At 68.8% G+C, this 23,976-nt stretch carries 23 protein-coding genes; 16 read left to right on the forward strand and 7 right to left on the reverse strand.

Translation table 11 applies throughout. The annotated features are described in order from the left end of the window. The first annotated feature begins 104 nt into the window (after positions 1–104). From CW348_RS13095 to CW348_RS13120, 6 genes are all read left to right on the forward strand, one after another. Positions 105–1,079, forward strand: a complete 975-nt coding sequence (locus CW348_RS13095) for an ABC transporter substrate-binding protein (protein ID WP_016188863.1) — start codon at positions 105–107, stop codon at positions 1,077–1,079. Positions 1,080–1,140: 61 nt separating this feature from the next. After that, positions 1,141–1,365, forward strand: a complete 225-nt coding sequence (locus CW348_RS13100; protein ID WP_011292287.1) for an MbtH family protein — start codon at positions 1,141–1,143, stop codon at positions 1,363–1,365. Positions 1,366–1,535: 170 nt separating this feature from the next. Beyond that, positions 1,536–1,949: an aspartate 1-decarboxylase gene (gene panD / locus CW348_RS13105; RefSeq protein ID WP_011292286.1), complete on the forward strand. Its 414-nt coding sequence runs from the start codon at positions 1,536–1,538 to the stop codon at positions 1,947–1,949. Between the two features lie 91 nt (positions 1,950–2,040). After that, positions 2,041–3,372 (forward strand): enterobactin transporter EntS, encoded by a 1,332-nt coding sequence (gene entS, locus CW348_RS13110; RefSeq protein ID WP_038043854.1) that lies wholly within the window; start codon positions 2,041–2,043, stop codon positions 3,370–3,372. 9 nt (positions 3,373–3,381) lie between these two features. After that, entirely contained in the window at positions 3,382–4,203 is an 822-nt protein-coding gene (locus tag CW348_RS13115) for a siderophore-interacting protein (RefSeq protein WP_011292284.1), read from the forward strand. Positions 4,204–4,347: 144 nt separating this feature from the next. Continuing rightward, positions 4,348–4,641, forward strand: a complete 294-nt coding sequence (locus CW348_RS13120; RefSeq protein WP_011292283.1) for a hypothetical protein — start codon at positions 4,348–4,350, stop codon at positions 4,639–4,641. 337 nt (positions 4,642–4,978) lie between these two features. On the opposite strand, the gene CW348_RS13125 is transcribed toward CW348_RS13120, so the two are convergent. The 4 genes from CW348_RS13125 to CW348_RS13140 all read right to left on the reverse strand — a co-directional run bounded on the left by CW348_RS13125 (position 4,979) and on the right by CW348_RS13140 (position 10,342). Continuing rightward, the gene (locus CW348_RS13125) at positions 4,979–5,845 is read right to left on the reverse strand and encodes a (2Fe-2S)-binding protein (protein ID WP_104612823.1); all 867 of its coding nucleotides are present in this window, start codon (positions 5,843–5,845) and stop codon (positions 4,979–4,981) included. A 131-nt stretch (positions 5,846–5,976) separates the two neighbouring features. After that, entirely contained in the window at positions 5,977–7,164 is a 1,188-nt protein-coding gene (locus CW348_RS13130; RefSeq protein ID WP_011292281.1) for a JmjC domain-containing protein, read from the reverse strand. 197 nt (positions 7,165–7,361) lie between these two features. Next, complete coding sequence (locus CW348_RS13135; protein ID WP_016188861.1) at positions 7,362–9,422, reverse strand: prolyl oligopeptidase family serine peptidase; 2,061 nt, start codon at positions 9,420–9,422, stop codon at positions 7,362–7,364. 143 nt (positions 9,423–9,565) lie between these two features. Beyond that, positions 9,566–10,342, reverse strand: coding sequence for a 4'-phosphopantetheinyl transferase superfamily protein (locus tag CW348_RS13140; RefSeq protein ID WP_227480887.1), 777 nt, complete (start codon positions 10,340–10,342; stop codon positions 9,566–9,568). Positions 10,343–10,473: 131 nt separating this feature from the next. On the opposite strand from CW348_RS13140, the gene CW348_RS13145 reads away from it, so the two are divergent. From CW348_RS13145 to CW348_RS13165, 5 genes are all read left to right on the forward strand, one after another. Then, on the forward strand, positions 10,474–11,232 hold the full coding sequence (locus CW348_RS13145) for a DeoR/GlpR family DNA-binding transcription regulator (RefSeq protein WP_038043852.1): 759 nt from the start codon (positions 10,474–10,476) through the stop codon (positions 11,230–11,232). A gap of 136 nt (positions 11,233–11,368) precedes the next feature. Next, positions 11,369–12,622: an MFS transporter gene (locus tag CW348_RS13150; protein WP_011292277.1), complete on the forward strand. Its 1,254-nt coding sequence runs from the start codon at positions 11,369–11,371 to the stop codon at positions 12,620–12,622. Positions 12,623–12,747: 125 nt separating this feature from the next. Next, complete coding sequence (locus tag CW348_RS13155; protein ID WP_011292276.1) at positions 12,748–12,927, forward strand: hypothetical protein; 180 nt, start codon at positions 12,748–12,750, stop codon at positions 12,925–12,927. Positions 12,928–12,989: 62 nt separating this feature from the next. Then, positions 12,990–13,784: a DeoR/GlpR family DNA-binding transcription regulator gene (locus CW348_RS13160; protein ID WP_011292275.1), complete on the forward strand. Its 795-nt coding sequence runs from the start codon at positions 12,990–12,992 to the stop codon at positions 13,782–13,784. Positions 13,785–13,865: 81 nt separating this feature from the next. Then, entirely contained in the window at positions 13,866–14,642 is a 777-nt protein-coding gene (locus CW348_RS13165) for a polyprenol monophosphomannose synthase (RefSeq protein WP_287463899.1), read from the forward strand. Between the two features lie 21 nt (positions 14,643–14,663). On the opposite strand, the gene CW348_RS13170 is transcribed toward CW348_RS13165, so the two are convergent. The 3 genes from CW348_RS13170 to CW348_RS13180 all read right to left on the reverse strand — a co-directional run bounded on the left by CW348_RS13170 (position 14,664) and on the right by CW348_RS13180 (position 18,501). Beyond that, a complete protein-coding gene (locus tag CW348_RS13170) occupies positions 14,664–15,065 on the reverse strand; it encodes a hypothetical protein (protein ID WP_011292273.1) in 402 nt (133 codons plus the stop codon). A gap of 148 nt (positions 15,066–15,213) precedes the next feature. Then, positions 15,214–17,739: an ABC transporter permease gene (locus CW348_RS13175; RefSeq protein WP_011292272.1), complete on the reverse strand. Its 2,526-nt coding sequence runs from the start codon at positions 17,737–17,739 to the stop codon at positions 15,214–15,216. A 3-nt stretch (positions 17,740–17,742) separates the two neighbouring features. Next, entirely contained in the window at positions 17,743–18,501 is a 759-nt protein-coding gene (locus CW348_RS13180; RefSeq protein ID WP_011292271.1) for an ABC transporter ATP-binding protein, read from the reverse strand. A 231-nt stretch (positions 18,502–18,732) separates the two neighbouring features. Here CW348_RS13180 and CW348_RS13185 point away from each other — a divergent pair, with 231 nt between their 5' ends. From CW348_RS13185 to fabI, 5 genes are all read left to right on the forward strand, one after another. After that, a complete protein-coding gene (locus CW348_RS13185) occupies positions 18,733–19,983 on the forward strand; it encodes a sensor histidine kinase (protein WP_011292270.1) in 1,251 nt (416 codons plus the stop codon). Continuing rightward, positions 19,980–20,627 (forward strand): response regulator transcription factor, encoded by a 648-nt coding sequence (locus CW348_RS13190; protein ID WP_011292269.1) that lies wholly within the window; start codon positions 19,980–19,982, stop codon positions 20,625–20,627. Before CW348_RS13185 ends, CW348_RS13190 begins: the two co-directional genes overlap by 4 nt. 609 nt (positions 20,628–21,236) lie before the next feature. Beyond that, positions 21,237–22,256 (forward strand): phosphotransferase family protein, encoded by a 1,020-nt coding sequence (locus tag CW348_RS13195; RefSeq protein WP_011292268.1) that lies wholly within the window; start codon positions 21,237–21,239, stop codon positions 22,254–22,256. Between the two features lie 172 nt (positions 22,257–22,428). After that, positions 22,429–23,133, forward strand: a complete 705-nt coding sequence (fabG, locus tag CW348_RS13200) for a 3-oxoacyl-[acyl-carrier-protein] reductase (protein ID WP_011292267.1) — start codon at positions 22,429–22,431, stop codon at positions 23,131–23,133. A 41-nt stretch (positions 23,134–23,174) separates the two neighbouring features. Next, positions 23,175–23,939, forward strand: coding sequence for an enoyl-ACP reductase FabI (gene fabI, locus CW348_RS13205; protein ID WP_011292266.1), 765 nt, complete (start codon positions 23,175–23,177; stop codon positions 23,937–23,939). Positions 23,940–23,976: the final 37 nt, after the last annotated feature.

Below are 23,976 nucleotides of genomic sequence, written 5' to 3' on the forward strand. Positions count from 1 at the left end.
TGGGAAAGCCCTCCACCACCCTCTACCGTTCACTTAGGCAAGGCTTGCCTAACTTAATCGTGGTTGTAGGACACTGGCCACCGACACGAAGAAAGCGATCAAGAGTGCAGCAGAAAGCCCCCCGAAGCGGACTTGTCCTCGGCGCAGGCGCCCTCGCCCTCAGCCTCACCCTGACCGCCTGCGGTGATGCGCAGGAGGCAGCGGACACCCCCGCACAGGGCGACACGGTCACCGTCGAAACGGACTACGGGACCGTCGAGATCCCCGCTGACCCGCAACGCATCGTCGCCCTGGAATTCGGCACCGAGGTCGTGCTGGAAGCCGGGATCGAGCCTGTCGGTGTGATCGAACCAGTAGCCACCCTCTACACCGCTGAAGAATTCGAGCAGCTCTCCACCTACCCGGTCGTGCAGTCGGCGAGCCTGGAGATCAACATGGAGGCCATCGCGGAGGCCCAGCCCGACCTGATCATCGGCGGGGTCCGCGTGGAGAGCCACGACGAGTACGTCGGCATCCGCGAAGACCTCGAGAAGATCGCCCCCACCGTCTTCTTCGACTTCGACGGTGCGGGCTCCGGGCTGCGCAACATGACGCTCGAACTGTCGCGGGTCGTCGGCGACGGGGAGCGGGCCGAAGCCGAACAGCAGCGCTTCGAAGAGCGGGTCGAGGAGATCTCCACCGCCTACGCCGACCAGTTGGCCGACACCACCTTCGCGCTGGTCTTCGGCGTGGACGGCGAATTCGCCGTGGTCAACACCAACGCCTGGGGCGGGGAGATCCTCCACACGCTCGGTGCGAAGCAGAGCAAGGCGCAGCAGCCGGCGGGGGAGAACTTCGCTGCCTTCTACTCCTACGAGGAGATCGACGAACTCTCCGACGCTGACGTCATCTTCTACGAGACCGACGCCCAGGAGAACCCCGACCCGTTCACCGAGGCGCTGCTCGAGCAGAAGCTGTGGCAGAGCCTGCCCGCGGTGGAAGCCGGCCAGGTCCACCCCCTGCGCTACAGCGCGGCCCGCACCTACGCCCAAGCCAACATCGTCCTCGACCAGATCGAAGAGGTCCTCAAGGGCCTATGACCCCCTCCGGTGCCCGCCGGACCTCGGCGGGCACCGCCTCCCCGAGGAAGGAGCACCACCGATGACCAACCCGTTCGACGACGATGAAGGAGTCTTCCTGGTCCTGGTCAACGACGAAGACCAGTACTCCCTGTGGCCCGAGTTCGCTGAGGTTCCCCAAGGGTGGCGTACCGTCTTCGGGCCGACGTCCCGCGCCGCAGCCCTGGACTACATCAACACCCACTGGACCGACCTGCGTCCGCGCAGCCTCCGTGAGGCGATGGAGGCGCACAGCACGGCGGGGTGAGCCCCGCGTGCGGTCGGCAGCCCGGCGCGCGGCCAAGCGCCGCGCGCCCCACCAGGAGCCCGCTGTCACGGTTCGGGAGGCGATCCGCCTACCCTGGGCGTCGACAACGGATCACTCGGGCGAACAACCCGCCCGGGGACAGACCCGACGACCGCAAAGGGAGGTCTACGGTGCTGCGCACCATGCTCAACGGAAAGATCCACCGGGCCACGGTCACCCACGCGGACCTGCACTACGTCGGTTCCATCACCATCGACGCCGATCTGATGGACGCGGCCAACCTCGTCGACGGCGAACAGGTCCACGTGGTCAACATCACGAACGGGCACCGGTTGGTCACCTACGTGCTGACCGGGGAGCGCGGCAGCGGTGTCATCGGAATCAACGGGGCCGCCGCCCGCCTCGTAGCGCCGGGAGACCTGGTGATCATCATTTCGTATGTGCAGCTCACCGAGGCTGAGCGTGCCACCCACCGGCCCCACGTGGTGCACGTGGACGCCAACAACCGCATCGTCGCCCTGGGCGACGACCTGGCTGAGCCGGTCCCCGGAAGCGACCAGAAATCGGGGGCGCTTCTCCCCTAAAAGTGCGCGGCGACACGGCTCGGTGGTGTTAAGGTATGCCTTGCCTAAGTAACAACCCGTGGGGTTGTTGTCGCCGATCCGTGAGGACGCCGTGAAACTCACCCGACTGATGATCGACGTCACCCCGCTGCGCATCAGCCGGGAATTCCGCATCGTCTTCGTCGCCAGGATCGTCTCGATCTTCGGACTGGGATTCGCCGCGGTCGCCCTGCCCACCCAGGTCTACCAGCTCACCGGTTCGTCGTTCCTCGTCGCCACGGTCCACACCGCCAACGCTGTCTCCGTGCTGGGTGGAACCCTCGTCGGCGGGGTCCTCGCGGACCGGGGCGACCGGCGCCGCCTCATCGTCGTCGGTCGCGCCTCCGCGGTGGTGGGCTACACCGTGCTCGCGGCCAACAGCTTCCTCTTCGACCAACCCCTGCTGTGGGTCATCCACGCCTCGGCCCTGTTCATCGGGTTCTTCGGCTCCTTCAGCGCGGTCGCGCTGCAGGCGGCGGCTCCCGGGTTCGTCCCCCGCGACAAGCTGCCCGCAGCCGGAGCGCTCCTCGCCCTCAACGGGGAACTCGGGGCGGTCCTGGCCCCCGCTCTGGGCGGGGCCCTCATCGCCGCTGCCGGAATCGGCGGCAACTACGCACTCACCGCAGCACTGTCGCTGGTGACCACGGTCCTCGTCTGGCGGCTGCCGCGCCTCGAACCGGACGGCGACCGCCAAAGGGAATCGGTGCTGCAGTCGGTCCGCACCGGGACCCGCTTCGCGCTCCACCACCGGGTCGTCGGCCCGCTGCTGCTCCTCGGCTTCGCGCAGCTCCTGTTCGCCTCCCCCCAGGTGCTCATCAACGAGTTCACCGACACCGTGCTGGGGGGCGGCCCCGCCACGGTCGGCCTGCTCTACACCGCTCCGGCGCTGGGCGCACTGCTCGGCTCCCTCACCAGCGGCTGGACCGGCCACCTCCGCCGTACCGGCACGGTGCTGATCGGCGCGGTCGGGCTCTGCGGCCTCGCCGTACTCGGCCTCGGGCTCAGCCCGGCGCTCCCGATAGCGTTCGCTTTCCTCGTCCTCCTGGGCTACGCCCAGGTCAGTGAAGAGATCCTCCGGTACGCCCTCGTGCAGTCCCATACGCCTGCCGACCTGCGCGGCCGGGTCAACAGCCTATGGACTGCTCAGGCCACGGTCGGCGACTCCGCGGGGGCGCTTGCCCTGGGCGCCCTGGCCCCGCTGCTCGGCGTGGCCGCCACCATCGCCGCGGGGGGTGTCCTCACCGTGCTGTCAGTCGCCGCGCTCGCCCTCGTCTTCCCCCGTTTGCGCACTGCCCAAGTACTGGTCGTTTCCGACGACTCCGGCGATTCCGCGAACGAACCGGTCGCCGGCCACCAACCCCGCCAGGAGCGGCCACGGGGGGCTGCTCCCGCACCAACCGAGTAGAGGAGTGCCATGACCGCAACCGTGACGGAACGCACCGTCGAGATGTACCCGCTGAAGTCCCGACTGCTCGAGGTCGTCAACGTCCGGAGAATCACCCCCCGGATGGTCCGCGTCGACCTCGGCGGCAGCGACATCGCTGGACTGCGCAGCGACAACTTCGCCGACCACGTCAAACTGTGGTTCCCCAACCCTGAGACGGGAGAGCATGTGCTCCCTGTCGTCGAAGACGACCGCTGCCTCAACTTCCGGGCTCCCGGCGTCATCTACCGCGACTACACGGTCCGCCGTTTCGACGCGAAAGCGGGACTCCTCACCATCGACTTCGTCGTCCACGACAACGGTCCTGGCGGGCGCTGGGCGGCCACCGCCCAGCCGGGTGACCGTCTCGGCGTGCTCGGTCCGCGCGGCACTGTCTACTACCCCGAGGCCGACCACTACGTGCTGCTCGCCGATGAGACCGCGCTGCCTGCCGCGGCACGCCGCATCGAGGAACTGCCGCGTGACGCCTCGGTCACCGCGTTCTTCGAGGTCGCTGACGCCGCAGAGGAGCAGGAACTGGACGCACCGGAGGGCGCCGAGATCACCTGGCTGCACCGCAACGGCGCCGCCCCGGGCACCACCGACCTGCTGCTGCGTGCGCTGGAGCAGACCGAATTCCCCAAGGGCCGCGTGTTCGTCTGGGCTGGCGGGGAGGCTGACGCCCTCAAACCCATCCGTCGGCTGCTCAAGGAACGGGGCCTGGTGCGCGGCCGCGACTTCGAAGTCGACGGCTACTGGCGGCGCGGCGTGTCCAATCTCGACCACCACGCCGCGGACGATGACGACGAGTAGTCAAGGACTGAAGTGCGCGGCTATATGGAGGAAATAAACCGATTCCGCGACGATTTCCGGTAGTGGTCTTTCCTCTGGGCGGCAACCGTGTGACGCTTGACGGAGGCAGCGGCCTCCGTCAAGCGTGCGAAGGGAAACGTCCGGTTGGGCAAACGTGCTGGAACGGGTCGTGCACCAGGGGAGTTCTACGATCCTGAGCGTCGGGAAGTCGCCGCGCACATCGAATGGCAGAAGCAGGGGGCCTGGGTCGTGATCTGGGGCCCTTACACTCGCCGCTACTGGGCGTTTGCGTGCTGGCCTCTGCCTGAGGGCGGGCAGGTGGTCTCCGCGTCGGATCCAGACGAGCTCTACACCGAGATGCGCCGCGTGGAACGTGAAGGCAAGTACCTGAAATGGCGGTACGGCCGCCGTCAACCGCAGCGCCGCACCGGGTCGTAAGCCTGCCGGGACCGCGGTCTGGTCCCAGGCCGCTGGGGCAACGCCTGAGAGGGCGAAGGGCGCACCCGCAGGGGCGGGCCGGTGTGCGCGGCCAGAGCCCTGCGCCGGGCCCCGGAACCAGGCGCAACACCGGCCAGTGCAGAGAAAAGAGGTCAGAAGCTTTCCTGATCAGGGGTGCGCAACTGGCGGCGTGCCCCGTGGAGCGGAACGGGCCGCGGAGCCAAGGCTTCGTGTCCCCGCGACCCGTGCTGCCGGCGCAGGGCCGTGCCGGCGGCTCTGCGCCCGGGCACAAGGTGAGCACTCCCGAAAACCCCGAGGGCAGGGCCGCCGGAAGCCGCTAGGGGGCCAGCGCGGGGTTGCGCAGCCACTCCTGAAGCTCGTTGCGGCGCTCGTTGTCGCACTTGTGCGGGCAGGTCGTGCAGTAGCCGTGCTCGGGGTCGCCCTTGTAGTCGAAGCAGCACGTGCCCCGGACCGCCCAGGTGCCACGCGGATGGTTGTCGCAGAACGGGAACAGGCGGGGACGGGCCCGTGTCACCGCCCCGGCCTCGAGGAGAGCATCGGCCAACCGGTTGGCCAGCGCCCATGCTGCCTGTGCGTCGCGGCCGAGGAAACGCGCCGGGTTGAGCATGTAAAAGTGCGCAGTGTCCAGCACCCAGCCCCACAGGGTCCGCTTCCCCACCCGGGTGTGCGCGGACAGGGCGTCAATCACCGGGGTGAACGCGGCGACCATCGCGTGCGCTGCGGCGCGGACCACGTCGTCGCTGCCGGGGAAGGTGACCGTTTCCGGGTGGCCGGCGAAGCGGTCGTCGGCGGTCACAGCCACTTTCAACCCCGTGAGCATCGGAGTGCCGAGGGTGCGGTCGGCGCGGACCGGAAACCACAGGTGGCTGGCGTCCAGGAGCGGGGCACGGCCGGTCAGGTACAGTCCCGCCGCGACAAGGAAGATCGGTTCCCGGAACACTGCGCGCAGGAAGTGGGTGGCGGCGGGCAGCCGGTGGCCGGGCCGAGTGGCCGCGACGAACCCGTCGTAGACCGGTGCGAAGGCGTTTTTCGCGGCCAACAAGTCGGCACGGCACCACTGCCCGGCGTCACCCTGGTCTCCGGACCGGGTGAACGACCGGAGGCGCAGGTCCGGCAGCGGAGCGAACCGGAGAGGCGCACAAGCGTCGACTACGGTCGCAAGCGGGTGACACTGACGGGTCATGTGCCGGAGAAGCCTTTCCGCGTGGCACGTTAATGGAGATAGCGCAACAAAACGCGCAGCGCTGACGCGGAACTAAGGCTAGCCTAAATTAACTTGGGAAGGCAATTCTGGCTACCGGCACATTCCGCAGGTCAGGACGTACTCCGCAAAAGTACGAGGTGGTGCTGGACGAGTACCCGCGCCAGCGCGGCCGCCGTCTCCACCTCCGCCCCGGCACGCTCTGCGAGCTCCGCGACAGTCAGGACACGCGCATCGACCAGGACTTCCAGGAGCGGCTGCGCGGCTTTCGCGAACGTGTAGCGGCGGCCCGCCACCGTCAGCGCGACTTTCTGCCCCTCGTCGCGGAGCGCCGACGGCAGAATCGGCGTGAACTCCACCACAGTGTCCGGCTGCGGCGTGGCACCGTCCACCGCCCACGGCAAGGAGAAGGACTGGCGGCGCGGGAAACGGGAGTCGCGGTCGGTGAGGAACTCGTCGAGGCCGTGCTGTTCTGCCAGGTCCATCAGGTGACGGAGCAGTTCGTGCTGGTGCTTGCGCCGCTCCTCCGGGGTGGCGAACCGGGGCAGGTCCCGGCGTGCGAACTCGACCTCGTAGAGCCGGTCCACCAGCCACCGCGCCCAGTCCACCCCGGTAGCCCGGGTGAACCCGAACGTCAAGTGCATGCTGACGTCCCCGGTTCCGGTCACCGTGTGCCACCAGCCGCGCGGGACGTGCAGGACCTCCCCGGCACGGACGGTCCCCTCCCACACCGTGCCCTCAGGAGGCTGGTGGGAGTGGTCGATGTCTTCTTTCATCGGATACGGGCGGGTGCCCTGGCCGTGGACCTGCCAGTGCTTGGTGCCCGCCACCTGCACGATGAACGTGTCGTGGTCGTCCCAGTGGGTGTTGAACCCGTGGGAGTCCCCCCAGATCAAGTACAGGTTGACCTGGACCCGTTCGTGCACGAGACGCATCAGGTCGTCGGCGGCCGCGCGGATCGGCGGATGGATCCGGTCGATACCGTCAAGCACCAGGCTCGCGCCCTGCCGCAACTGTGCGTAGAGCGCTTCCGGCCGCACCAGACGGCGCTGCACCCCCGAAGCCTCACCGACCTCGGTGTAGTTGTCGAGGGGGACCGGTGCGCCGGCGCGATGCAGCCGCAGCCGGGGCGGCTCCAACTGGTGGGTGCTGAGCAGTTCGCTGAGCGCGTCGAAAGTGAGGAGCGGCGCCACGGTCTCTGCGCCCAGGTCGACGCGGATGAACTCCTCCGACAGCCGAGTGCGCAGCAGGTCTTCGCCCACCGCGGCAAGCAGCGTCTCAGTGAACAGTCGGTCAGTCATCGGATCCTTTCCAAAGTCGAAGAGGGCGTGGAGAGGGGAAAGCCGCCGAGGCACAGGGCCTCGGCGGCGCGCGGATCAGATGAAGTCGGAGCTACCGTCCGTACCGTCGCTGTCCTGACCAGCGGTGACATCACGCGACGTGACTTCCGGCAGGTCCTCGACCTCGACTTCGAAGAGGGCGTCGTCCATGGATCTCTTCACCTCCCTTGCTGCGTGCTGAGGGCCGCGCCCGCCGAGGGCCGGCGGGTCGGGGACAGCCCTGTCTGCGCGGCCGCGAACGCATGGGCGTCGGCCGCGAGTTCGACCGCGCGGCTGACCGCGCGCGGCCCGTGGCCCACCCCGTGCTCGTAGCGCAGCAGGATGGGACGCGGGCCGCGCGTCCGTTCTTGGAGGGCCGCGCACATCTTCCGGGGATGGGCAGGGCCGGTGCGGGTGTCGCCGTGGAAACCGGTGAGGAGCACCGCCGGATACGCGGCGGGCGGAGTGCGGAGCACCCGGTGGTAGGGGGAGTAGTCGAGTAGTGCCGCGAAATCCTCGGGGTCGGTGACGCTGCCGAATTCGCGGCTCCACATCGCGCCCAAGCCGAGCTGCGGGAAGCGGATCATGTCCGCGAGCGGGGCCAACGCGATGACTGCGGCGCACAGGTCCGGGCGGCGGGCGATCGCGGCCAGCACGAGCAGACCGCCGGCGGAGCCGCCGGAAAGGCACAGTTCGTCGCGGCGGCACTCTCCCCGGGCGACAAGGAAGTCCGCGGCGGCGACCAGGTCGCGGACCGCGCGTACTTTGTGCCGTCCAGCACCGGCGAGGTGCCAGGTGCGGCCGAAGTCGCCGCCGCCGCGCACGTGTGCCACGGCGTAGCGGCCGCCATGGCGCAGCCAGGCCAGCACGGTGGCGGAGAACCCGAACTGTCGAGGGCGGCCGAATCCGCCGTAGGCGTGCAGGATGGTGGGGCCCGGCGGGGTGCCGGGAAGCGCAAAGATCGTGAGGGGCACCCGGACCCCGTCGAAGGACAGGTACGACAGGCTGCGCCGTTCGATCGGGGTGCGCGGGGGCAGGGAGGCCGCGTGCGGTGGCCAAGGGACGGGGACGCCGTCCGCCCCGAGCGTGAACACCGTCAACGGGGTGGCCACGTCGGCGTAGCAGAAGTACACCTCCCCGCTGGTGTCCGCGGTTACCTGGGCGACCATGCCTTCCCCGGGCAGGGGGACCACCCAGTCGGCGCGGGCGCTGCCGGGGGTGTGGACGCGCAGTTCGCTGATGCCGAGCCGGGTGCGGGTGTACACCACGTCGACGGCGTCGGCACGGCCCGCCACCGCGAACCCGTCGAGGAGGGCGTCCGGGGCCTCGGGGACCACTTCCCGCCAGTGTTCCGGGGCGGGGGCGGCCGGGTCGGCCACACAGATCCGGCGCAGCGGGGCATGCCAGGTGGTGCGCAGGTACAGCAGGCCGTCTGGGCCTATCGTGGCCTCCGATTCCACGTCGCGGCCCACGTGCACCGGCCGCAGCACGGGAGCTTCGGGCGGGCTCGCGGCCAAGTCGGCCAGCCACAGGTCGTTGCGGTGCCCGGTGCCGTGGCTTTCGGTGACGACGAGCCACCGGTCGCGGTGGAGTCGCACGCCGGGCACGGTGCGTGCCGCTTGGCACGGGTGGACCAGCGTGTCCTCCTTGCGGCCTACCCGGTGCAGCCACACACCGCGCCGCCCGTTAGCGCTGTCGCGGCGCACGAAGTAGAACGCCGGTCCGTAGGAGGCGGGCAGCCACGCCACGTGGGCGTAGCGGACCCCGGGAATCGGAGGTTCGACGGGCCTGCCGGTGGCGACGGACAGGACGTGCAGTTCCCCGCGTTCGGTCCCGCCGTGCGACGTCTGGACTGCGACCAGGGTGCCGTCCGGGCTGGGCTCCCAGGCGTCGAGGGTGGTGGTGCCGTCCGGGTCGCCGACGGTCGGGTCGAACAGGACGCGTTCGCGGCCCGAAGGTTCGATGACGACGAGGCGAGGATGCTCGTCGCCGCCGTCGCGCCGGGTGGCGAACAGCAGACCGCCGCGCCGCAGGGGCGGAGACCACTGGGTGGTGGCGACCAGGTGGCGGATCTCCGCGGCGAGTGCGTCGCGCAGGGGCCAAGTCGGGAGAGCTGACTGGAACTCGGCGTCTCGGGCGGCGAGCCAGCGGAGGCAGCGCGGCGAGTCGTCGTCCTCCAGCCAGCGGTAGGGGTCAGGGACAGCAGCAGGCGACAAGAGACGCGGCGGGTTGCTGGGCACGCTTTGAAATACATCAACACCGCTGAAAGCGGGTCAAGGCAGGAACGGCTTACCTGACCAGCACAGGAATGTGACCCTTCCGCCATGTTTGACCCCGCCGGGACACGGGGCAGCCGCGGGGCCGAGTCCCGCTGGGACCGGTCTTACCGGGGGTTTGGCAGAAGCGCAGACCCCGAATCGAACATCTGCCGTGATTGGTTTAACAAAACAGAGGCGTCGTGGACGGCCACCGTGACCGGGCGGGCGGAGACCACGGCCAGCGCGGCGCGGTAGTCGGCCCCGGCGTCCAGGTCGCACAGCCACACCTGAGTGGGGGCTTCCGGCCCGTGCCAGGCCAGCAGGGCTGCAGCCGCATCGGGTGGACTGACCTCCACCGAGGTCAACCCCCCGGCCAGGCCTTGGCCGGTGGCTTTGAGGAGCGCCTCCTTGCGCGCCCAGTAGGTGAAGAAGCCCGCAGCACGGTCGGCGGCGTCGAGGGCACGCCACGCGGCGTGCTCCCGCGCGGTCAGTGCGTAGGAGGCGAGCCCGTCCAGATCGCGGTCGGTGATGCCCTCCACATCCAGCCCGACGGGGAGGCCACGGGTGAGGGCCACACCGACCCGGTCGCCCGAGTGGGTGATCGAGATCTCCCAGCCGGCCGCCGGACCGCCCGGATGCGGTTTGCCGTGCGGTTCAGGCCGGGTGCAGTGGCCGCAGCGGCGGTGGAAGACCACCTCGCGGGGGTCGCATCCGGCTGCGTGGGCGCAGAGGAGGCGCGCGAGGGCGTGCGCCACCGCGTAGCGGTCCCGGTCGTCGGAACGGCGGAAGCGGGAGTGGCGGGCCCGTTCGGTTTCGTCGAGCAGGCCGAGCAGCTCAGGGGAGGCGAGCGCAGGGGAGGCCCACCACACGTCGCAATGGTGGGAGGGAGACGTGGCAGACACCTCCCCATTGTGGCCTACGAGACCGGACCAGAGCGCACTGTGCCACCAATCACTCACAAAGGCTGATAGTTCACACACAAAAAATCGCCTAATAAGGCGAAAACGAACAAGTTCTGTGTTTGAATTGAGTCGTGGACAGTGCAGAGCGGATGGACCTCATCGTGGCTCGCCTCCGGGCTGAAGGGGAGGTGAGCGTTGCCGAACTTGCCGAACTCACCGGCCATTCGGAGATGACCATCCGCCGTGACCTGGACCACCTGGCGGATAAGGGCGTCCTGCGGCGCGTGCACGGGGGTGCAGTCAGCCTCCTACCACGTGGCCAGGAACCGCCCTACGCCATCCGGGAGCGCATGGCCGTCGACGCGAAGAAGCGCATCGGCCAGGCCGTGGGCGAACTCATCAGCGACGGGCAGGCGGTCCTCTTGGACCGGGGCACCACCGTCGTGGAGGTCGCCCGTGCTCTCGCAGAACGGCACGTCACCGTGATGCCGCTGTCGCTGCAAGCGGCAGCGGTGCTCAGCGAGAGCACCACGGTCCGGCTCCTCATGCCCGGGGGAGAAGTGCGTTCCGGAGAACTGGCCATGACCGGTCCGCTGACCGAGGCCTCTTTGGCCGCGGTCCGCTTCGACACTGCTGTACTGAGCTGTTGCGGGCTCTCCTTGGCCGACGGGGTCACCGCCTACGACCTGGCCGACGTCGCCATCAAACGGGCTGCGATGCGGTCGGCGCAGCAGGTCGTCCTGGCCGCCGACTCCACCAAGATCGGCCAGGTGACCATGGGCCATGTCGGCCCCGTCAGCGACTTTGACGTGCTGGTCACCGACACTGGTGCGTCCGACGACAGCGTCACCGAGATCCGGGCCGCCGGAGTGGCGGTCCACCGCGTCTGACTGACCGGACACCGGTCCCTACAGGGTCCCGCCGGTCCCCGCGGCGGTCGTCCGCCGCAGTCCACCGTCCCGCCTGCGATCGCCGCGACCCTGCGGTCCAGGCTGTCCCTGCTACCCCCCATCGGATTGGTGAGCCGTGGCTGAGAACCAGCACGAATTCCGTCTGCCCGTTTCCGTCAAGCTGCTCCGGGAGCGAACCTCCCGGCTCCGTCGCGCCCGCATCGCCGTGGTCGCCCACTTCTTCATCGCGGGCATGATCATCGCGGTCTGGGCATCCCGTATCCCCGAGGTCAAGCAGCGCGCCGGCCTCAACGACGGCGAGCTGAGCCTGGCCCTGCTCGGTATGGCGGTCGGCTCGCTGGCCGCCATGCAACTGGCCGGGCGCATGGTGGACCGCTACGGCAGCGGCGCAGTGATGCCGCCCGCAGCGCTGCTTGCCTCCCTCACCCTCATCGGCCCAGGATTCGCCAACTCCCTGCCCTACCTGTTCACCGCACTGGTCGCGGTCGGGCTCGGCAGCGGACTCCTGGGCGTGCCGATGAACGTGCACGCGGCCCGGGTAGAGCGGCGCTACGGACGCCCCATCATGGCCTCCTTCCACGCCGCTTTCTCCATCGGCGGCTTCACCGGAGCAGCCGTGGGCGGCGCCACCGCCTACTTCGACGTGGCCGCGCCGCTCACCTTCGCTGCCGTGGCGCTGGCCATGGCAGGGCTCGCCCTTGGGGTGCGCCCGTGGCTGCTGCGGGGCCGCGACGTGGACACCGTGGCCGCTACCCGCCCCACCCCAGCCCCACCGCGACCGCAACGGGGGATACCGTGGCGGATCGTCCTGTTCGGGGTGGCAGCGTTCTGCTGCATGCTCGCCGAAGGCTCCGTCACCGACTGGGCCGCGGTCTACCTGCACGACGCACGGGGCGCGTCCGGGGCCGTAGCCGCCCTCGGCTTCTCCGCATTCTCCGCCCTCATGGCGGCGGGCCGCCTGGTCGGCGACCGGCTCACCGCCACCCTGGGCGCAGTGGCGATCGTGCGCGGCGGCGCGCTGGTGGCCACCGCAGGACTGACCCTGATCCTGGCCACCCCGTGGGCAGGGACCGGGATCGCCGGGTTCGCTCTCATGGGTGCCGGACTGTCCTGCATCATCCCGCACGTGTTCGGTGCGGCCGTGGAGTACGACCCGCGGCGCGCGGGCCGCAACCTCAGCTTCGTCTCCGGCATGGGCCAAGTGGGCCTGTTGAGCGGCCCGGTCGCGATCGGCGCGGTCGCGCACACCATCGACATCGCTATGGCGCTGGTGGTCCCAGCCGTGCTGTGCCTGGGGATCGCCGTCGTGGCGCCCGCGCTGCGCGGAGCAGTCGCCACGCGCAACGCTTCCGTGGACGCTACGGCATGACCTCGCGGGGGATCAGGCAGTCCGTCCTGTCCCCCGCGCTATCTTCTGCTGACCTCGCCCACGACGCGTGTAAGAACCGGATAAAGGGGGAATGCGTCCGCTGAGGTCGTGAGAGGAAGGTCGGCATGTCACCGCTGATCCTGCTCGGCATCGGCGCTCTCGCTGGTTTCGTCGTCTTCGTCATCCTGTTTATCCTTGCCCTGACACTGGGGGAGGTCCCGGAGAGCGCAGTGCACCCCGCCGACTACGCGGACGATGAGGCGATAGAACAGACCCTGCGCGCCCACGGGGTCCGTTTTTGCTGATGAATGCCCCCTATGATCATCCTCAACCCGCATCGGGTCTGAGGGGAGTGAGGGGTGGAAAGATGACGGTGCAGGACCGGCCCGCGTTCGCCGCCCGGCGCCGGGAACTCATCGTGGAACTGTTGCGCGCCCACGGCACGATGGCCCTCCGCGACCTGGCCCATGAACTCCAGGTCTCCGAGGTGACAGTCCGCCGGGACGTCCGGGTCCTGGAAGCCCAAGGAGTATTGGACCGCCGCAGGGGAGGCGCCTCTCTTCCCGGCTACCAGGGTCGGCGCAGCCAGGAGCAGACCACCACCCCGGAACTGGTGGCGATCGCCCGCACCGCCGCAACCCTGGTCGCGGAAGGAGACGCGATCGTCCTCGGCCCGGGCGAGGCGACCGCGGCACTGGCCGCCGAACTGGTCCGCCGCCGCGGCCTGACCGTGGTGACGAACTCGCTGCGCAACGCCCAGATCCTGGCAGACGCTCCTGAAGTAGAAGTAGTCGTCACCGGGGGAATCCTGCGCGGCGCTGACCTGGCGCTCGTCGGCGGGGCCGCCGAACAGGCGTTGGAAGGGCTGCGGGTGCGCCGCGCTTTCCTCACCGGACACGGGGTCACCGCGGAGCGGGGGGTGAGCACCTCGAACGCGGCGATCGCCGGAGTGGACCAGGCACTCGCTGCCTGCGCCGAAGAAGTGATCGTGCTGGTCGACCACACCCGGCTGGGGACCGACACCATGGTGCAGACCGTCGCCCCCGAGTCCATTGAACACCTGGTGACCGACAGCAACGCCGACCCGGAAGTACTGCTGACCTTCGAAGACATGGGAACCACCGTGCATGTGGCGGTGCCCGACCCCGACCGGGGCCGGTAGCGGTACGTCCCAGCGCTGCTACCCGCAGGCAAGAGAAAGCCGCTACGCTGAGCCGAGTCCGATAGTTGGAGGCTCGTTGCCATGCCTGTTGCGGTCACACTCCCCGAACCGTGGTCCCGCTCTCGGCTGAGTGTCGTCGTCCCCACCTACAACGAGGCGGAGAACCTGCCGGTCCTCGTCGAACAGGTTTTGGCGCTCCCCTTGCCGGAGCTGCGTCTCGTCGTTGTGGACGACAACTCACCGGACGGCACCGGTGAGCTCGCCGACAAGCTTGCTGCCGCGTATCCGGGGCGGATCACGGTCGTGCACCGCACCGCTAAGGACGGGCTCGGCCGGGCCTACGTGGCGGGCATGACCCGCGCCCTCGCCGACGGCGCAGAGTTCGTCGCCCAGATGGACGCCGACCTCTCCCACCCGCCGTTCTACCTTCCGCAACTGCTGGGCACCATGCTGTCCACCAATGCGGGAGTGGTCATCGGCAGCCGGTACGTGGCGGGCGGCAGCCTGTCGCAGGAGTGGGGACTGCGCCGCCGCCTGCTCAGCACCTGGGCCAACGCCTACGTCAAGGCGATCCTGGCGATGCCGCTCCGCGACATCACGTCCGGGTTCAAAGTGTGGCGGCGCAGCGCGCTCGAAGCCATCGACCTGCCCAGCATCCACAGCAGCGGCTACAGCTTCCAAGTGGAAATGCACTTCCGCGCCTACCGCCGCGGCCAGAAGATCGTGGAGATCCCCATCCACTTCGAGGACCGCGCTGAAGGCCACAGCAAAATGGACCTGGCAGTCCAGGTCGAGTCAGCGCTGCGTCCTTTCCTCCTGCTCCGCCACGAGCGGGCCCGCTCCCGGCACCGCACCTGAACCAGGCCGCGCCGGGCACGGTCAGAAAGGCTTGGCGGCCTTCTGCCGCCCCACACCGCCCAGCAGTTGCGACACCCGCTGCGGCGTGACCCCCAGACAGTAGGCGATCTCCCGGCCGTTCAACCCCTCCCTGTGAAGCCGGGCGACGACCGCGCGGGCCTGCCGCGCTGCTTCCTGCTGCGCCTGTGCTGCCTGGCGGGCAGCCTCCCGCGCCTGCCGGATCATCGCCTCGATCTCCGGGGCGAGGCAGACCACGACGTCCACGGCAAACGAGTCGTCCGGGACCCCCAGCGCAGCGGCGATCGACTCGCGCGCCACCGCTTCAGCCTGGGTCACCTTCGCTGCCGTCGCTGCCCCCACCCCTTCAATGTGGAGTTCCCAGCCCGCACCGCGGCGGTGCGCCCGGACTTGAAACCTCCTCATCCACCCTCCCCGCATCCTCCCCACCAGGCAAATCTAGATCAGGGAGCCCCAGAGAGGCCGGAAAAGCGCGCAGCGAGCCGCCACCGCAGGACAGCAGCGCGGCGCCCCGGCACCCTGGCAGGGCGCCGGGGCACGCCCACGACAGCGGCTACTGGGCAGCCAACTGCTCGGTGACCGAGACCCGGGAGGCGCGGTGCGCGGGAAGCACCGCGGCAAGCAGGCCAGCCACGACCGCCACCGCCACCAGGCCAGCGATCTCCGCGACAGGGACCGTGAAGATCAAGCCCATGAGGGTGACTTTCCCCGCGGCCCACCCGAACAGCAGGCCCAGGGCGATCCCCAGCGCACCGCCCGTCACGGAGAGCAGCACTGCCTCCACGGCGAGCATGCGACGCAACTGCGGCCGAGTCAGCCCCAGCGCGCGCAGCAGCGCCGACTCGCGGCTCCGCTCCAGCACGGACAGCGCCAGCGTGTTGGCGACCCCGAACACCGCGATGATGACCGCCAGCCCCAGCAAGGCGAGGATGACGAGGAACACGGAGTTGAGGAGTTCTTCGAACTCCAGCTTCATCTGGGAGACGTTGGCGACCTGCACTTGCGGGTAGTCAGCGATCGCCGCGTTGACCGCGTCGGTCACTTCCTTGGGGGAGGCGTCCGCGGCAGCCGTGATGTAGGCCTGGGAGTCCGGCACGTCCGGGAAGAGCCGCTCGAAGTCGTCGACGGAGACGAGCACACCGAGAATTCCGCCGCCGGCAGGCAGGATGGCCACCACCGTGGGGGACAGGTCGCCGTGCTCGGTGTGCAAGGACAGCGAGTCCCCGATGCCGACCTCGTGCTTCTGGGCGAGGTTCTCCGAGATCGCAGCCGTTCCCGGGACCACGTCAGCCAGGTCCCCTTCCTGTGCTTCCCCGATGTCCGTGCCGAGCTTCGCGTGCGGGAAGGCCGTCACCGGCGTGTTGTTGTCGTCCTGTTCGGTGCGCTGGGTGACCACGGTGGAGATCGCCGGAGAGGACCGCAGCTCCGCCACGACTTCAGCGGGCAGCTCCTGGTACTGGCCTGCCTGGTCCGGGTCGAGCTGGGTGACCATCATGTAGTCGACGGGGAACTGCTCATCGAGGCGGGTCTCCAGCGTGTCGAGCATCGAAGCGTTGACCACCGAGTAGCCGGTGATCAGGGTGGTGCCGACCGTCAACGCGATCATCGCGGCCGCTGCCCTCCGCGGCGCCCGCAGCGCATTGTCTACGGCTAGCGACGCAGGCACCCCGAAACGCCGTACCAGCCAGCCCAGGACGGTGATAACACCACGCACGATCAACGGCGCCCACACTGCCACGCCGACGAAGCACACCAGGCCTGAGGCCACCACCAGGATCATGGCGATCTGGTTCGGCTCCAAGCGCAGCGCCACCGTCAGCAGCGCTGCCGAGCCGAGGAGGAACAGCGAGCCGGTAACGGCCCGCAGCCAGCCGACACGCCGGTTCTGCTCCTCGGTCAGCGCACTGCTCCGCAGGGCAGCCAGCGGGGGGACGCGGGTGGCGCGCACCGCGGGGTGCAGCGCGGATGCCACACTGGACAGCACCCCGACGAGCAGGCCCACCACAATCGGGACAGCGGTGATGACCAGCGGGCTCGACGTCGTCGAATCGGTGATGAAGCGCTCTCCGAGGGCGAATGCGCCCCAACCGAGCCCGATCCCCGCGACGACCCCGACCGCGGAGGCAGCCATCCCCACCACGAGCGCTTCCACCAGGACAGCGCGGAAGACCTGGCCGCGGGTGGCGCCCACGCAGCGCAGCAGCGCCAGTTCCCGCTGCCGTTGGGCCACCAGGATCGTGAACGTGTTGTGGATCACCAGCGCGGCAACGAACACCGAAACGGCCGCGAACAGCAGCAGTGCCGTGGTGAAGATTCTCGCCTGGACTCCCGCTGTGCTCGCCAGTTTCTCCCCGTACTCGCGGCCGGTGTACACGTCAGCGTCCGCGCCTAGGGCGTCGGCCACCGCGGATTCCGCTTGATCCGCGGGCACCCCTTCGGCGGCACGCACGTAGATCTCCCGGTATCCAGTAACTCCGGTCATCCGCTGGGCGGTGTCGAGGGTGAAGGCGACCGCGCCCCGGTAGCTGATCGAGGTCTCCGGTCCGAAGTCGATCACCCCGGTCACTGTGAAGTCGTGTTTGGTGCCTTCCGGGTCGAGCACGGTGACCGTGTCGCCTACCTCGAAACCGCTGCTCGCCGCGGTGGCTGTGGCGAGCGCCACTTCGTTTGCGGTGCTGGGGAGGCGTCCTTCAACCGCGTCGTAACGCGGGACGTCGCCCCCCACAGAGATGCCCACCGTGGGAACCGTGCCCAGGGCGCGCCCTTGCTCGTCCAGCAGCGGCGCGGATCCGATGACGGCTCCCGTAGCTGCAGCGACTTCGGGAAGCTCGCGGACGCGGCGCAACGCCGACTCGTCCAGCAGCGGTGGCTCGTCTTCGTCGGCCGAAGTTCCCGTGGCGAGGGCGATGACGTCGACCCGGTCCATGGAGCCCATTGCCTGCACCGTGAAACTGCGGTGCAGGGAGTCGCCGAAGACGAGGGTGCCGGTGACGAAGACGACACCCAGGATGATGGCGAGAGAGGTGGCTATCAGCCGCCGCCACGCGAAACGCAGCCCAGCCAGTGTAGTGCGCAGCACGGGTCAGCCCTCCAGTCCAGCGAGCCGGTCGAGGATGAGCTGCGGGGTGGGGTGGGTGACGTCGTCGACCACCCGGCCGTCCCGCAGGAACACCACCCGGTCGGCGTAGGAGGCGGCGATCGGGTCGTGGGTGACCATCACGATGGTCTGCCCTAGTTCGCGGACCGAGTCGCGGAGGAAGGACAGCACTTCCGCGCCGGAACGGGAGTCGAGGTTGCCGGTGGGCTCGTCGGCGTAGAGCACTTCAGGGGAGCCCACGAGGGCCCGGGCCACCGCCACCCGCTGCTGCTGGCCGCCCGACAGTTTGGCGGGCAGGTGCTCCAACCGGTCGGCGAGGCCGGTGACCTCCACGATGTGGCGGAACCGCTCCGGGTCGACTTTGCGCTTGGAGATCTGGGAGGGGAGCAGGATGTTCTGCCGCGCAGTGAGCATCGGCAGCAGGTTGAACGACTGGAAGACGAAACCGATCCGGTCGCGCCGCAGCAGCGTCAGCTGCTTGTCGCTCAAAGCGGTCAGTTCCGTTGCCCCGAGGCGCACCGAACCGGACGTGGGCGTGTCCAGCCCGGCCATGCAGTGCATGAGCGTGGATTTCCCGGAACCGGAGGGCCCCATGATCGCGGTGAACGCGCCTCGTGCGAAGGACACGTCCACCCCGTCCAAGGCACGGACCGGTTCTCCCCCGGTCGGATAGACCTTGGTCAGTCCTTGGACGACAACAGCGTGGGGCTCCGCGGTCCCCGAAGGTGCGGGGGGTGTAGGCACGGTGGTTCTCCCTCGTCGAGATGGAACAGAACAACGTCAGATACCTCGACGCTAAATCCGCGCACTCCCCGAGAATCTCCGCCGCGCAGGCGATTCCTGCGTCCCCGAAAGAAAGGGGAGAAACGGCGGGAAACCGACTTTCGAAGAACGGCACCACCAACTTTCGTCGATCCGGGAATCCCGTCTTCAGGGGGAAGAAGCCCTGTTAACCAGGCTTTTAGACTCTCAGGTATGACACGGCGGTGGGGCGAACGGGTGTACGCGGCGTGGCAGTGGGGCAAGCAGCACCGCTTCACGCTGGCCGATGTCGGCTACGCGATATTTTTCTTCCCTCTGATCGTCGGGGGGATGGCTATCTCCGTCGTCGCTAGCGAACGCGGGGAGTGGGGTCTGGGTTACCTGCCGAGCCAGCTCTATGAGGTCTCCCCGGTCGCCGCGATGCTCGTGGGTGCCCAGCTCATCCTGGTCATCCCCTGCCTGGTCGCAGCAGCCATCCTGGTCCGCCGCCGCCGCCCCGAACTGCTGCTGGCGTCGAGCCTGCTGCTGATCGTGCTGTTCGGGAACGTCTGGGCAGCGCCTGTCGCGCTGTACAGCTATGCGGCGTGGTTCACCAACCGGTGGCGCCCGCTCGCGCTGTGGGCGGCCGCCCACAGCGCGGCGCTGGCGTTCGTCTACACCATGTGGGAGCCGTTCCTCATCATCCCGCTGGGAGTCACGTTCATCCTGCTCCCTCTCTTTTTCGGTATGTGGGTGGGGACGCGCCGGCAGCTCGTGGAGAACTTGCGGGAGCGCGCCGAACGGTTGGAACGGGAGCAGCATCTGCGCGCGGAGACCGCGATCGCTGCGGAACGCACCCGGATCGCCCGGGAGATGCACGACGTCGTCGCCCACCGGGTGAGCCTCATGGTGCTGCACGCGGGCGGTCTGGAAGTCTCCGCGCCGGATGAGCGTACCGCTGAGATCGCGGAACTGATCCGCACGACCGGCCGGGAAGCGCTCAGCGAACTCCGGGAGATCCTCGGCGTGCTGCGGAACGGGGAGGCGGCGCCTACCGCCCCCCAGCCGGTTTTGGACGATGTGGGCAGCCTGATCGACGCCGCGTGCGCTGCCGGGGCCAACGTCGACCTCACCACGACGGGAACTCCGCGCCCGTTGAACGCCCAAGTGGAACGCACCGCATACCGGGTGGTGCAGGAAGCGCTCACCAATGCGGTCAAGCACGCCCCGGGGGCGGAGATCGACGTCCGGATCGACTACGGGAGGACCGCGCTGACCGTTACCGTTGTCAACGGCCCTGCCACGGTGAAGGTCGCCAATCCCGTGCCTGACAGCGGGTACGGCCTGATCGGCCTGCGGGAGCGGCTGGCTCTCGTCGGGGGAACTTTTGTGGCGGGTCCACTTGCAGACGGCGGGTGGTGGGTGCGCGCTATCATCCCCGCGGCTCCCACCGAAACTCCCCGTCCTGCAGAGGAGATCTCGTGATCTCGGTTCTCGTGGTCGACGACGAGCAACTGGTACGTTCCGGACTGCGGATGATCCTGGAGTCCGCGCCTGACCTGGAGGTCGTGGGGGAGGCCGCGGACGGTGCCGAGGCCGTGGCCTTGGCGCGGAAGTTGCAGCCCGATGTGGTGCTGCTGGACATCCGCATGCCGGGCATGGACGGGCTGACCGCTGCCGCGCATCTCGCGGAACTCCCCAACGCGCCCAAAGTGGTGCTGCTCACCACGTTCGACTTGGACGAGTACGTGCACCGCGGGTTGCGGGCCAAAGCCGTGGGGTTCCTGCTCAAGGACACTCCGCCGCGGGACCTGATCACTGCGGTGCGCACCGTGTACGAGGGTAACGCGATGCTCGCGCCCAGTGTCACCAAGCGCATGCTGGAGCGGTTCGCGGCTCCTAGCGGGAACAGTGCCGCGGAGGCGGCCCGGCGGTTGGAAGTGTTGAGCGAACGGGAGCGCGCAGTGCTGGTCGGTGTGGCCCGCGGGTTGTCCAACGCGGAGATCGCGGCAGAGCTCGGCATGCGCGAGGCCACGGTCAAAGCCCATGTCAGCCGTATTCTGACCAAGCTGGAGAAGAACAACCGGGTGCAGATCGCGATTCTCGCCCACGACGCCGGGCTGGTGTGAGGGCAGCGGCCGGTAGCGGTGCGTGCGGGACGTGAGTCCCGCCTTTATGAGCCCTGTCCACTGCAGCGGCTAAAACACTGCGAAGAAACGGGAAGGCCCGTCTCGTAAGAAAACCGGGCGGATTCTTTCAAGGCCCGCTGCGCCAAAGAGAGGGTCCCGGTCTTTTCCGGGGAAGACGCGGATTGCTCCCTGGAGGTTCCCGCTACGCGGAATGGGAGATCCCGGCCCGGTGTCGCGTGCCGGAAATCTTTTTCTTTCCGATAGCGGCGGAGTATTTCAGCGCGATTGTTGCGGGATTTTCGCGTGGATTCGTGCTCGGGGTGACCGAGGGCGGCGGTTGGCTTTTCCGTGCTAGCCGCACGGGGTGGGTGAGCCGCGGAAACAATGCGTCCAGGGGCGCGGAGAGGGCGGCGCAGCAAGGGGGACTCGGCTGGATGGCGGCGGGGAGGAAGCCTGGTGGGAACAGCTCCGCGCACCACCCCGAAAATACCAGACTGACTGGACGGTATGTTCCTGGAGTCCCGTGGTCTCTCCGGTAAGAGCGCTCAGGGTATATTCCTGTTGCCCAGTGAGATACCGGCCAGTCGGTCAATTGGTAGAGGAGTGGCGATGAGTGTGGAGAACCCGCCTGGGCTGGACTTGCAGCGGCTGCACGCCTACCTCGACGAGGTGCGGCCCGGTCTGGTCACCGGTCCGTTGACCGGGGAACTCATCGAAGGGGGACGCTCCAACCTCACCTACTCCGTCACCGACGGCACCACACGGTGGGTTGTGCGCCGCCCCCCGCTCGGCCACGTCCTGCCCACCGCGCACGACATGGCCCGCGAATACCGGGTCATCTCTGCGCTCGCCGACACCGACGTTCCCGTCCCCGCTGTAGTCGCGCTCTGCGAAGACACCTCCGTCATCGGCGCCCGCTTCTACATCATGGAGTTCGTGCCGGGCACCCCGCTCCGCCGGGCAGACCAGCTCGCCAGCAGAGGTCCGCACCGCACCCGCGACATCGCGCTGCGGCTGATCGACACCCTCGCCGCCCTGCACTCGGTGGACCCCGCGGCCGTCGGACTCGCCGACTTCGGCCGCCCGCACGGTTTCCTCGAACGCCAGGTCCGCCGCTGGGGCAAACAACTCGACGCCTCCCGCAGCCGCGACCTGCCCGGCATCGACGAGCTGCGTGCCCGCCTCGCCGACACCGTGCCGGAGTCGGGGGCAGCCGCCATCGTGCACGGCGACTACCGGCTGGACAACGTGCTCGTCGACACCGACGACCGGATCACCGCCGTCCTGGACTGGGAGATGTCCACCCTCGGCGACCCGCTCACCGACCTCGGGCTCATGCTCGTCTACTTCAGCGACGAGATCCTCGCCACCCCCGGGCCCAGCGACGTGCACCGGGCCCCCGGCTTCCCCACCACCGACGAGCTCATCGCCCGCTACGCGGAACGCTCCGGCCGCGACATCTCCCGGCTCGACTGGTACACCGGCCTAGCGTTCTTCAAACTCGCCGTCATCCTGGAAGGCATCCACTACCGCTACGTCCAAGGCAAGACCGTCGGCAGCAACTTCGAATACATCGGCCAGGTCGTGCCAGTCCTCGTCGAAGGCGGCCTCGCCCGTCTCTCCGCCTGAGGCCCGCCGCGCAGCAGGCCCCGGGCAGCCGCGGCACAACTCCTCGGCTGCACCCCGCCCAACCCGGTCCGCCGCGCACCGGGTTGGGGCTACCCGGCGGTAGGTGGATACTCTGCTGTGCGTTCCACACACGTCTGTTGTTTCTGCCTGGCAGGGTTTCGGAGGTGCCGTCATGTCTCGCTCGGTTCTGGTCACCGGTGGCAGCCGCGGAATCGGTCTGGCCATCGCCAGGGAGCTCAAGGAAGCGGGCGACGACGTCGCGGTGACCTACCGCACCGGGCAGCCCCCGGAAGGACTGTTCGGGGTCCAATGCGACATCACCGACAGCGCCCAGGTGGACGCCGCTTTCAAGCAGGTGGAGGAGGCCCACGGCCCGGTCGAGGTCCTGGTCGCCAACGCGGGCATCAACAAGGACCAGTTGCTGGCCCTCATGAGCGAAGAAGACTTCAACGCGGTGCTCGACACCAACCTGACCGGCGCGTTCCGGGTGGCCAAGCGCGCAGTGCGCGGCATGATGCGTAAACGCAGTGGCCGCATCATCCTCATCTCCTCCGTGGTCGGCCTGGCCGGGTCGCCGGGACAGGCGAACTACGCCGCATCCAAGGCCGGGCTCGTGGGCTTCGCCCGCTCGCTCGCCCGGGAACTCGGGTCCCGCAACATCACCGTCAACGTGGTCGCCCCCGGCTACATCGAGACCGACATGACCGCGGCGCTGCCCGAGAAACGCCAGGAGGAGATCAAGAAGAACGTGCCGCTGGGCCGGTACGGCACCACCGCCGACGTGGCGAAAGCCGTGCGGTTCCTCGCCAGCGAGGACGCCGGCTACATCACGGGTGCGGTCATCCCCGTCGACGGCGGCCTCGGCATGGGCCACTGACTCTGTCCACACCAGCCACCCGTCAAGGAACGAGACAACGCATGGGAATTCTCGAAGGCAAACGCATCCTGGTCACAGGCGTCCTGACCGACTCCTCCATCGCCTTCCACGTGGCACGGCTGTGCCAGGAGCAGGGGGCCACCGTGGTCCTCACGGGATACGGTCGGCTCACTCTCGTGGAGCGGATCGCTAAGCGGCTGCCCGAACCCCCGCCGGTTCTCGAACTGGACGTCACCAACGACGAGCACCTCGACACCCTCGCCGACCGGGTCGCCGAGCACGTCGACGGGCTCGACGGCATCGTCCACTCCATCGGCTACACCCCGCAGGAGGCGCTCGGCGGCAACTTCCTCAACACCCGCTGGGAGCACGTCGCTACCGCGCTCCACACGTCCACGTTCTCCCTCAAATCCCTCACGACCGCGCTGCTGCCGCTGATGAAGAACGGCGGCTCGGTGGTGGCGCTGGACTTCGACAACAGCGTCTCCTACCCCATCTACGACTGGATGGGCGTGGCCAAGGCCGGACTGGCCTCCACCGCCCGCTACCTTGCCCGCTACCTCGGTGAGCAGAAGATCCGGGTCAACCTGGTCTCGGCCGGGCCGCTGAACACCATGGCAGCCCGCAGCATCCCCGGCTTCGAGGAGCTGGCCGCGGAATGGCCGAAGCGCGCCCCGCTGGGCTGGGACATCACCGACCCGGAACCCGCGGCCCGCGCGGTCGTGGCCCTGCTGTCGGACTGGTTCCCCGCCACAACCGGGGAGATCGTGCACGTCGACGGAGGATTCCACTCCACCGGCGCATGATCCGGTGAACGGTCGGCTCCCGGGTAGTCGCGTCCCG

It is taken from the genome of Thermobifida sp., from assembly GCF_017577275.1.
Lineage (GTDB): Bacteria > Actinomycetota > Actinomycetes > Streptosporangiales > Streptosporangiaceae > Thermobifida > Thermobifida fusca.